This window comes from Tropicibacter sp. S64, from assembly GCF_049803835.1.
GTDB lineage: Bacteria > Pseudomonadota > Alphaproteobacteria > Rhodobacterales > Rhodobacteraceae > Pacificoceanicola.
On the sequence record NZ_JBNAGK010000001.1, the window covers coordinates 346,591 to 358,236 of the forward strand.

Genomic DNA, 11,646 nt, shown 5'->3' on the forward strand with positions numbered 1-11,646 from the left:
GATGCCAAAGTTGCTGACTGTGCTGCTGAACTACCGGACGCCCGAGATGACGATCCGCGCGGCGGAGGCGGCGCTGCTGGCGCTGGAGGGGATGGCGGCGGAGCTGGTCATCGTCGACAATGCCTCCGGCGATGGCTCGTTCGAGCGGCTGCAGGACGCGGCGCGGGACTGGCCCGGCGTGCGGGTGATCCAGTCCGGCTGGAACGGCGGTTTCGGCGCGGGGAACAATGTCGGTATCCGGGCGGGGCTGTCGGACGGGACGAAGCCGGATTACGTCTATCTGCTGAACTCCGACGCCTTCCCGGCGCGGGACGCGGTGCGGCTGCTGCTGGAGCATCTGGAGAGCCACCCCGAGGCGGGTTTCGCCGGGAGTTACATCCATGGCGAGGCGGGCGATCCGCATATCACCGCCTTCCGCTTCCCCTCCGTCTGGTCCGAGCTCGAAGGCGCGGCGCGCTTCGGGCCGATTTCGCGGGCCTTGAAAGGCAAGGCGGTGCCGCTGCCGATGCCGGAAGCGACTCAGCGGGTCGACTGGCTCGCGGGCGCGTCGTTGATGATGCGGCAATCGGTGCTCGATGAGATCGGCCTCTTTGACGAGACCTTCTTCCTCTACTTCGAGGAGACCGATCTGTGCCTTCGCGCGGCGCGGGCCGGGTATGAGACGCATTATGTGCGGACAAGCGAAGTCGCGCATATCGGCTCCGTCTCCACCGGCATGAAGCGGTGGAGCCGTATTCCGGCCTACTGGCTGGACAGCCGCTGGCACTATTTTTCGAAGAACCACGGCCGCGGTGCGGCGGTTCTGGCGACGGGGATGCATGGATTGGGCGGCTTGCTATGGCGGCTTCGGATGCTCCTGCAAGGCAAGCCCCCGGCAGACCCGCCGCATTTCCTGCGCGACATGATTTTGCATGACCTCAAGGCGTTGGCCCGGCCTCTGCCGCCGCGGCGTGCCCCGGACGTGAGCCGGGAAGAGGCAAGAGTGGAGTGAGCGACATGACGTTTTCCTGTGTGCTGATGGGCAATGAATCGTTGCTGGTGGGCTGCGCGGAGCAGCTTTTGCAGCGCGGCAACCGGGTGGTTGCGGTGGTGACGCAGGCGGCGGATGTCCGGGACTGGGCAGAGGGGCGCGGCCTGCCGGTCATGGAAGACCCGAAGGCGGTGCAGGGCAGCTTCGACTGGCTCCTGTCGATTGCAAATCTGCGGATGATCCCTGCCGAGGTTTTGGCCAAGCCTCTGAAAGGCGCGGTGAATTTCCACGACGGGCCTTTGCCGCGCCACGCCGGGCTAAACGCGCCGGTCTGGGCTTTGCTCGAAGGTGAAACGCAGCACGGGATCAGCTGGCATCTCATCGAAGGCGGTGTCGACGAGGGTGATGTCTTGGTCTCGCAAGGCTTTGCCATCACCGAGGCGGACACGGCTTTCACCCTGAACGCAAAGGCTTATGAAGCGGCGATGGAGAGTTTCCCGGCGCTGCTCGATCAGCTTGAGTCCGGGGAGTTGCGGCGGATGCCGCAGGATCTGGCGCAGCGCAGCTATCACGCGCTGGCGGACCGCCCGTCCGGCTGTGGCCTGCTGGACTGGTCCTTGCCCGCCGAAGACCTCGAGCGGCAGGTCCGGGCACTGGATCACGGCGGCTACTGGAACCCGCTTTGCGCGGCAAAGCTGCGGGCGGGAGGGGCGCTCTGGCTCGTGACCCACGCGCGGGTTGCCGACGCCACTGGCGTGCCGGGAGCGGTGCTCGAAGTGACGGCGGACCACATGACGGTCGCCTGTGGCACTGGCGCCTTGCAGCTTGAAGGGCTGACGCGGATTTGCGGAATGCCGGTCAATGCGCGGCAGGTTTCGCGGGTGGGCGACGTGCTGCCGGGGATCGGCGGCGAGGAACGGGCCAGGATCGACGCCGCCGCTGCGCAGGTGGCGAAGAAGGACGGGTCTTTCCGGAAGATTTTCAGTGGCTTCGATCCGGTCAAGGTGCCGGGGGCCTGCCATGGGAGTGATACCATCGAGACGAAGGCGCTGAGCCTTCCGTCTGGCGAGGACGGTCTTGCGCTGGTGGCCAAATGGGCCGCGCGGCTCGGTGGCAGCGCGAATTTCGACCTCGCCTTTGCAGACGAGGCGATTGCGGGGCTGGCAGTGACCGGGCTGGTCTCCGGCTGGTCTCCCCTGCGGGTCTCGGGCGATACGATGCAAAGCCTTGAGAAGGCTTCGAAAGACGGCGGCTTCGCCCGCGACCTCTTCGCCCGTGCACCGGAGCTGACCTATCCAGACGTGCCGCAGATCGGCGTCTCGCTCGGCGCGGGGCATGTGCCGGGGACGGTGATGACCGTGGAGCTTGGCGCGCAGCCGAAGCTGACCTGGGACACGGGCAAGATCGCCGGACAGACGGCGGAACTGCTGATCGCGCGGCTCGAACTGCTGGTGCATGCGCCGGAGCAGAGCCTGCCGGAGGCGGAGCGCAGCCTTGTGCTGACGCAGTGGAACGACACGCAAGTGGACCACGACCGCAGCCTCACCATGCACCGTGCCTTCGAAGCGCAGGTGGCAAAAACACCGACCGCCACGGCGCTGGTCTTTGAAGGTTTGAGCCTCACCTATGCGCAACTCAACGCCCGCGCGAACCGCGCCGCGCATGTGCTGCGCGAAATGGGCGTCGCGCCCGGGCAAGTGGTTGGCCTGTGCTGCACACGTTCGGTCGATCTGATGACTGGAGCGTTGGCGATCCTCAAGGCGGGCGGGGCCTACCTGCCGATGGACCCGAGCTATCCCGCTGACAGGCTGCAGCATTTCGTGGAAGACAGCCACGCGCAGGTGATCGTCACGCAGGCCGCTCTGGAAGCGCAACTGCCCAAACATGACGCGCAATTGCTTGTGCTCGATGCCGAGCCGCGCCTTGATACGGCCTCCAACGAGAACCTGTCGGACACGTCCGGTCCGGAAGACCTCGCCTATCTCATCTATACCAGCGGCAGCACCGGCAAGCCGAAGGGCGTGATGATCGAGCATCGCAATGTGCTCAACTTCTATCGCGGCATGGACGATGTGGTGCAGGATCATGGCGGCACCTGGCTGGCCGTCACCTCGCTGTCCTTCGACATTTCCGTGCTGGAGCTATTCTACACCACGGCGCGCGGTTTCAAGGTGGTGCTGACCGGGGACGAGGACCGGGCGACGATCTCGAAGGGGCCGCTTGGCGTGTCCGGGGCCGGAATGCAGTTTTCGCTCTATTACTGGGGCAATGACGACGGGGTTGGCCGGGACAAGTACAAACTCCTGCTCGAAGGGGCGAAATTCGCGGACGAGCATGACTTCGTGGCCGTCTGGACGCCCGAACGGCATTTCCACGCCTTTGGCGGACCCTATCCGAACCCGAGCGTCACCGGCGCTGCCGTGGCAGCAGTGACGAAGCAGATCGGCGTGCGTTCCGGCTCCGTGGTTGCTCCGCTGCACCATCCGGCGCGGATCGCGGAAGAGTGGTCTGTCATCGACAACCTGACCAATGGGCGCGCGGGGCTGGCGATTGCCAGCGGTTGGCAGCCGGACGATTTTGTCCTGCGCCCTGAGAACACCCCGCCGAACAACAAGGCCGCGATGATCGAGAACATCGACCAGATCCGGCGGCTCTGGCGCGGTGAGGCGGTCGAGTTCCCGCGCAAGGACGGCACGCCGCATGCGGTGGTGACGCAGCCGCGCCCGGTGTCGAAGGAGCTTCCGGTCTGGGTGACCACCGCGGGCAATCCGGAGACGTGGAAAGAGGCAGGGCGTCTTGGCTGCAATGTGCTGACGCATCTTCTGGGCCAGTCGGTCGAGGAGGTCGGCGGCAAGATCAAGCTGTACCATGCGGCGCTGCGCGAGGCGGGGTATGATCCGAAGGACTTCACCGTCACGCTTATGCTGCACACTTACCTCGCGGAGACGCGGGAGCAGGCGCGGGAGATCGCGCGGCAGCCGATGAAGGATTACCTCAATTCCGCTGCCGGCCTCATCAAGCAATACGCCTGGGCCTTCCCGGCCTTCAAGCGGCCGGAGGGGGTCTCGAACGCCTTCGATCTGCAACTGGACGGGCTGGAGGCGGAGGAACTCAACGCGATCCTCGATTTTGCCTTCGAGCGGTATTTCAACGAGAGCGGTCTGTTTGGAACGGTCGAAGACGCCATGGCGCGGGCCGAGGAGGTCAAGCGGATCGGCGTCGATGAGATCGCCTGCCTGATCGACTACGGCATCGACCGCGACGCGGTGCTCGACGGGCTGAAGCCGCTGGCGCAGGTGGTGCAGGCGACGAAGGGCGCGCCGGAGCCGGAGGCGGATGACTTCTCCATCGCCGCGCAACTGCTGCGCCATGACGTGACGCATCTGCAATGCACGCCCTCCATGGCGCGGATGTTCGCGATGAACGACGAGGCGCGGCAAGCTCTGAAGGGCGTGAAGCATCTCTACTTTGGCGGCGAGCCGCTGCCGGGGGCGCTTGTCGAGGAATTCGGCAAGATAACCGAGGCCAGCGTGACGAACATGTACGGGCCGACGGAGACGACGATCTGGTCCTCGACGCAGGTGGCCGAAAGCGCGGCTTCCGTGGTCAACATCGGCTATCCGCTTGCCAACCAACAGCTTTACGTTTTGGACGAGGTGTTGCAGCCGGTGGGCATCGGCGAGGAGGGCGAGCTTTGGATCGGCGGCGAAGGTGTGACTCGTGGCTACTGGGAGCGGCCTGAGCTGACTGCCGAAAGGTTCGTGGCGAACCCCTTCCACGCGGGCCGCATGTACCGGACCGGCGACCTTGTTCGCCGCCGCGCCGATGGCGCGATCGACTTCGTCGGGCGAGTGGACCATCAGGTCAAGCTGCGCGGCTATCGCATCGAGCTTGGCGAGATCGAGGCTGTTCTCGAAGGGCTGGACGGTATCCGGCAGGCGGTCGTGATGGCGCGGGAGGATACGCCGGGCGATTTGCGGCTTGTCGGGTATTACACTGGCCAAGTGCAGGACGAGGCGGTGCTGAAGGCGAAGATGGCGGTGGACCTGCCCGCCTTCATGGTGCCGGGGCGGTTTGTGCGGCTCGAAAGCTTCCCGCTCACGCCGAACAAGAAGGTCGACCGCAAGGCGCTGCCCGCGCCGAACGCGCCGCAGGTGGCGAAGCCCGCGGCGACGCCAGCGCCGAAGCCGGTTGCCGCAGCGACTGTCCTGCCGCAGGCCAAGGCCAATACGGCTGAGGTCGAGCAGGCCATTGGCCAGATCTGGACGCGCTTCCTCGGCGTGGCGGGGATTACCGGACGCGACAACTTCTTCGACCTTGGCGGGCACTCTCTGCTGGCGGTGCAGTCCCATCGCGCGATCCGCGAGGAACTTGGTGCGGCGAAGCTGTCGATCACGGACATCTTCCGTTTTCCGGTCCTTGCCGATCTGGCGAAGCGCGTGGCGGAGATGACGGAGAGCGCGCCGGTGGCGGTCAAGCCGAAGCCGGTCGTGCAACCGAAGCCGCAGCCCGAGCCGACTGCCGCGCAGGCACCCAAGCCCGTCCCGGTGCAGACCACGCCGGAACCGACGGGAAATCCCCGCGCCGATGCCAGGACCGAAGCCATGGCGCGGCGGCGGGAAATGCGAGCGCGGCGCAGCGCCTGATTTCTCTCAAATCAGAATCACAAAGCCCGGGCGAGCCTCTCTCCCGGGCTCTTTGCTGCCCGGCGACCTGCCAGATTCGGGCAGACCAAGGCAGTCCCGGCCTCATTTGGACCCAATTGGGGCAGCTTTCGGGCGCTGATTTCGAGCCTCGCAGGTAGTCGAAAACCGCAGGGCCTGCCCAATCATGGCAAAAGCGTGGCGGGGTTTCCGCCAAAACCCCCTGATATACCTCAAATCTTTGAAATTGTGACGAAAATGTGTTCACGTTTTACGCTCTCAGAACGCATTGTTTCCCGAAATGCCAAGGATAATCGTGGCGCAAATAAGGCGGCTTGGCTAGATTGTGACATGAAGATGGCCGCAACCGGGCCCGCCCGGGGCAGTCATCTTCCGCATTGGGGGCAACTTTGCGGGAGTAAGACAATGAACCAGTTCCAGTCGTTCGACGAAATCAAGTCCGCCCTCAAGCGCCGTGCCTGGCTGATCGTGCTGATCACCTTTGTCGGCTGCGTGCTCTCGCTCAACTACGCCATCAGCCAGATCAAGACCTACGAAGCAACGGCCGTGGTCCAGATCGAGGATGCCCGCGTCCCCGATCAGCTGGCCGGTGCCAATGCCGCCGAGGATGCCGCCCGCCGCGTGCGCCTGATCGAGCAGCGCCTGATGGCCCGCGACAACCTGATCCGCATCATGGACAAGCATGACCTCTTCGCCGACGATCCGGAGATGTCGGTCAACGAGCGCATCTTCCACATGCGCGAAGCGGCCTCCATCGAGCAGATCGTCGATCCGTCGCAAATCTACGCCGCTGGCGGCAACTCCCCGTCCGGCCTGCTGATCACCGTGCGTCTTGACGATCCGCAGAAGGCTGCCGACCTCGCCAACGAACTGATGTACTCGGTTATCGACCAGTCCCGCGACCGCTCCGTCAGCCGGGCCCGCGATACCCTCGATTTCTTCATCGCCGAAGAAAACCGCGTGGGCAACGAAATCGCGGCGATGGAAGAACAACTCGCCGCGTTCAAGTCGGCCAACTCCGACCAACTGCCGGCTGGCGTCGCCGACCTGCGCGATCAACTGGCCACGCTGCGGGATGCCGCACTCGATCTCGACCAGCAGATCGTCACCATCGAGACCACATCCGATCGTCAGCGTGAAGGGGTGAAGGCCGCGAACATCCAGCTGTTGCAGGAGCAGAAGCTGCTCGTAACCGAACGCATCACCCAGATCCAGGCGCAGATTGCCGGTGCGCCGGAAGTCGAGCGGGCCCTGAGCGGCATGGAGCGCGAACTGACCCGCCTGCAGGACCAGTACAGCGTCATCACCCGCCGCAAGGCCGAGGCCGAGATGGGGCAGGCCCTGGAAGACCGTCAGCAGATGGACCGCTTCGAGGTTCTGGAAACCGCACTGGTGCCCGAGCATTCTGTCACCCGCAGCCGCAAGAAGACCGCCATCATGGGCGCCGTCGCCAGCCTGATCGTCGGCATCGCCGCCGCCTTCGTGGCCGAGCTGATGAACCCGGCGATCCGCAGCGCGGCCCAGATGGAGCGGATGCTCGGAATCCAGCCGGTGGTCGCCATCCCGACCGTCACGACCCGCCATGACCGCACCCGCCGTGGTCTGAGCGTCTTCGGCTGGGTCCTTGGCCTGATCGCGATGCTCTACGCCGCCGCCCGCCTGATCGGCAATTCCATCGGCTGGGGCGAGTTGATGGGCCGCTTCCTGCCCCGGCTGGCCCGCAGCTGACCGACAATTTCGAGACGCGCAGCTACAGCGCAGGGTGATCCGGGCCGGGCCCGAGCCTGACTGATCAGGCCGGGGGTGGACAAAGGCTCCGGATCGCCAAAAAGGGAAAGCCCCCGATGCCGGTTGGTATCGGGGGCTTTTTCCTATAGCGTTTCCGGTTGAACTCGAGGCACGCATACCGTGCCATACTTTGTATTCCCGGGACATGCGTGCCGCTCGATGTTTCAGGTCAAACCAGAAACGCTGTAGGGGCCGGAAGGTCAGTACTGGTACTTGCTGATCTCCGTGTTCTCGGCCTTGTTGAGCACCATGCCGAGCAGCGGGGTCTCCTCGCCGAGGCGGCGCTCGACCTCCTTGATCTCCTTCTCGGTGGTGATGCCGCCACCGACCACGAGCAAAACGCCGTCGAACAGCGGACGGAAGGCGATCACGTCGTCGTAGTAGAGGGCCGGTGGCAGGTCGAAGAGCATCACGTCCGGCTTCATCTCGGTTTCGATGCGCGTCAGCGTGGCCGCCGTGCGCGGGTCCTGCAACAACTCGGAGGCGTAGGGTTCGATCACCTCGTTGAAGCCGAAGGCGATGTTGCGCCCTGCGTTGATGCTGTTCTTGCCAAGCCGGAGCAGGTGGTCCTGCGGGTCAATCTTGCCGCGCAGCATGTCGCCCATGGACCCCGGATGCGTGCGGCCCATGACCTTTTGCAGCGTCGGACGGCGCATGTCGCAATCGAGCAGCAACGTGCGACAATTCTCCTGCCGCGACAGGGAGATGGCGAGATTGGCGGCGGTGAAGGTTTTGCCGCAATCCTTTGTCGGGGAGGTGATCGCGACGCGCTTCCAGCCGTTTTCGGACAGCGCCTGCAGAAGCCGTGTGCGCAGCACGTCGAAGGCGGTATAGGCCGGGTCTTCACGCGTTGCGGTGATGATCCGGTTGGCAGCGAGATGGTTTTCGTTGACGTCAAAGGTGGCCACCTGTTCCCACGGATGGATCCCTTGAGTGGAGTGAACCGGGGCGACCGGATCGGTCAGTTCCAGCGGGGCAGGGGAGGCCGTGCGCCTTGCGGCCTGTGCTTCGGCCTCCCGTTCAGCCTCTTCCCGCCGCGAAGCTTCCCGCCGCCGCGCGGCATAACGCGCCTTGCGCTCGGATTCGGCGGCCTCGCGACGTGCGGTTTCCTCGGCGTCCCTGCGGGCGCGGTCTTCGGCCTCCCGGCGTGCGGCTTCCTCGGCTTCCTTGCGGGCGCGGTTTTCCGCCTCGCGTCGTGCGGCTTCCTCCGCTTCTTTGCGGGCACGCTCTTCCGCCTCTCGACGCGTGGCCTCCTCGGCGTCCTTGCGGGCGCGGTCTTCGGCCTCGCGGCGTGCGGCTTCCTCGGTTTCCTTGCGTGCGCGTGCTTCCGCCTCGCGGCGTGCGGCCTCTTCCGCTTCCTGCCGGGCACGTTCCTCAGCTTCGCGGCGTGCTGCTTCCTCTGCCTCCCGCGCGGCCTCTTCTTCGGCGGCCTTGCGGATCGCGTCGGCCTTGGCCTTCCGGATGGCATCCAGACGAGCGCGGCGTTGGGCTTGCAGACGCTCCTGTTCCTCAGCCTTTCGGCGTGCCTCGGCTTCGGCCTTTGCCCGGCGTGCGGCCAGTTCCTCTTCTTTCCGGCGTTTCTCGCGTTCCCTGGCCTCGGCGGCCTGCCGTTCCTCGTAGGCTTTGCGCTGCCGCTCAAGTTCGGCTTCGCGGCGGGCTTCGGCCTCGGCCTCCCGGGCCTCGCGTTCTGCCGCGGCAAGCGCCTCCGCTTCGAGTCGTTCCGCCTCTTCCCGCGCCTTGCGGGCCTTTTCCCGGACCTCGGCGGCGGACTGCTCCTCCGCCTGACGCCGGGCGAGGCGGTCCTCGCGGCTTTCCAACGGCTCGATCGGCGTGACGCCCTCGTCATAGGCGGCGCTCTCGTCCTGACCGGCGGAACGGCGGAACTTGCGGCGGAATTTGGGGCGGTCCATCATGTTCATCGCTCTCCGACCCCCGAAACCAGATTCACCAAGCCGGCGGCCGCGGGGCCGCGCACGTTCGAACGCCTCAGAACTGGTTTCGCCGTCATACTCTGCTCAACTCCGGTGTGGGGCCGCACTGCGGCACACACTTTGCCTCGAACCGTTTACACCAAAGGAATCTGTCCAGAATAAGACGTTTCCGGGGGGATTGTTTCCACAATCAAGGCCTTCAGAAGCCGAAGAGGTTGGCCTTGGTGATGGCCCTTTCGATGAATGTGGTGCGGTCGGCCTCCGGTTTCCACCCCAAGAGGCGCTTTGGCTTCTCGTTAACGAAGGGCGAGAAATGCGCGCGGCTCTTCCAGTCGGCGAGGCTCGGGCGGATCACACCGGGGCGGCGCAGCGCGTATTTCTTCAACCCGTATTTCAGCGCGTCGGAGGCGTAGAAGGCGTGCAGATTGCCGGAAGACACGCGGATACGGGCCCCGAGTTCGGTGTGAATGGCGTCGAAATAGTCGCGCGCGGAGAGCATCGGCTCGCCGATCAGGTTGAAGCTCTGTCCCTCCACCGGCGCGTCGATCATGCGCACCAGCCCGTCGGCGATGTCATCGTTCAACACAAACGGCAGGATATTCCGGCCATGGCCCCAGATCCGAACCGCCCCCGCGCCATGCCAGCGCCCGATGCCCCAGTGTTGCAGCGGGCCCCCCTCGCCGACGACGATGCCGGGGCGGGCGATGACCAGCGGCAGGCCACGGTCGCGGTGCAGCTTCATCAGCTGTTTCTCGCACTCCGCCTTGGAGCGGGCATAGAGGTTGCGGTCGGTCATGTCTTCGGCAAAGCCGGTGTCTTCGGTGATCTTCACCGCAGGGTCAGACATGTCGTAGCTGGCGATGGTGCCGGTGTAGATCAGCCGCTTCACCCCCGCCTGCTCACAGGCCATGCCGACGCGGGTGGCAACGCCGACATCGTTGACGAGGCAATCGGCCCAACTGGTCTCCAGCGCCTTGGCGAGGTTGAAGACGACGTCGATGCCCTTCATCGCTTCCGTCAGCCCGTCGAGGTCATGCAAGGAGGCCGCGACGGTCTCCACATTGTCCGGCAGGTCCGGGAAGGGGCCGCTGCGGCCACGGGAAAGCACCCGGACATCCCGCCCATCGGCCACCAGCCGCCGCGTTAGCGCCCGCCCGATGAAGCCGGTGCCGCCGATGACCATGGCCGTGGGCCTGGGCTTGCGGGTCTGCACGGCGGGCGCGGCGACCTTGAGCACCGCCTCGGGAAGGAGCGCGATGGCATCGTCAATGGCCTGCATCACTTGCACGGCCTTGTCGCCATCGAAAGGTGTGGCGGTGCCGGTCGGGCCGTAGAGCGCCGCATTCATGCCCCGGAAGCTGCGGCCATAGGGGTTCTTCGTATTCAGCGATTTCAACTGAACCGCAGCGTTCTTCATCCCCTGCCAGAGGTGTTGCCGCGACAGGTCGAGCTGCCGCCGCAGCGGGTTCACCACAAGGTCGGAGGCGTTCTCCCTCTCCACCACCAGCACGTCCTGCGCATAATCGAGCCGCGCGCGGGCGGAGGACCCGCGCAGGGTCACGCTTCGGTCGTCCACGGTCTCGACCATGGACAGGGTAAAGGTGATCTCCACCCCCCCGGCGCGGGCGAGAATGCGGAAGGCCTGCGGGCGCATGTCGTCACCGGGCAGCGCGATGGGGCGGGCGGCCTGGGCGTGCAGCACCTCGACGGTGCCAAACAGATCATGAGCAAAGGCAAAAAGATGGGGGCCGAGTTCGAGCAGCAGATTTTGCGGCTGTCGCAGCAGCCACAGGGTGAACGGACCGGAGCGCAGCGGCGCAAGCGGCAGCGCCCAGGTGATCTCGCAGCCCGAAATCCGGCCATACGTGCCCTTTTGCATCTCCGCTTTCATGCGCTGATAGGCGGGAAGGCCGAGGAAATTATGCCCGGCGCGAAAGCATTTGCCCGTTTCCTTTGCGATTTCAGCGATTTCGCGCGTTTCTGCCGCACTTTCTGCCACAGGTTTTTCCACAAGCACATCCAGACCGCCCCGGAGGCACTGAATCGCGATTTGCTTATGCAAATGCGGTGGCGTGAGGATGTGCACGGCGTCGCATACCCTTGCGTCAATCAGATCGTCCACAGCGTAGAAGGCCTTTCCCCCCGTAGAGGAGGCAAGCCCGTTTGCGGCTGTCTCATCGAGGTCGCAGACCGCCGTGATGCGCACGCCCGGCGTGGCGCGCAGGGCATCGGCGTGCCATGTGGCGATATATCCGGCCCCGATCAGGCCAACGCGGGTTTCGGTGGACATCTT

5 protein-coding genes are annotated in these 11,646 nt (G+C 65.3%); 3 read left to right on the plus strand and 2 right to left on the minus strand.

The features are described 5' to 3' along the window. Position 1: 1 nt before the first annotated feature. The 3 genes from ACP159_RS01680 to ACP159_RS01690 all read left to right on the plus strand — a co-directional run bounded on the left by ACP159_RS01680 (position 2) and on the right by ACP159_RS01690 (position 7,362). Positions 2-991, plus strand: coding sequence for a glycosyltransferase family 2 protein (locus ACP159_RS01680; protein ID WP_425097878.1), 990 nt, complete (start codon positions 2-4; stop codon positions 989-991). Positions 992-996: 5 nt separating this feature from the next. Then, entirely contained in the window at positions 997-5,616 is a 4,620-nt protein-coding gene (locus ACP159_RS01685) for a MupA/Atu3671 family FMN-dependent luciferase-like monooxygenase (protein ID WP_425097879.1), read from the plus strand. 423 nt (positions 5,617-6,039) lie between these two features. Next, the gene (locus tag ACP159_RS01690; protein ID WP_425097880.1) at positions 6,040-7,362 is read left to right on the plus strand and encodes a GumC family protein; all 1,323 of its coding nucleotides are present in this window, start codon (positions 6,040-6,042) and stop codon (positions 7,360-7,362) included. Between the two features lie 260 nt (positions 7,363-7,622). On the opposite strand, the gene ACP159_RS01695 is transcribed toward ACP159_RS01690, so the two are convergent. Then, a complete protein-coding gene (locus tag ACP159_RS01695) occupies positions 7,623-9,335 on the minus strand; it encodes a CpsD/CapB family tyrosine-protein kinase (protein WP_425097881.1) in 1,713 nt (570 codons plus the stop codon). 217 nt (positions 9,336-9,552) lie between these two features. After that, positions 9,553-11,643 carry an NAD-dependent epimerase/dehydratase family protein gene (locus ACP159_RS01700; RefSeq protein ID WP_425097882.1) on the minus strand — a complete coding sequence of 697 codons (2,091 nt, stop codon included), beginning with the start codon at positions 11,641-11,643 and terminating at the stop codon, positions 9,553-9,555. Between the last annotated feature and the right edge of the window lie 3 nt (positions 11,644-11,646).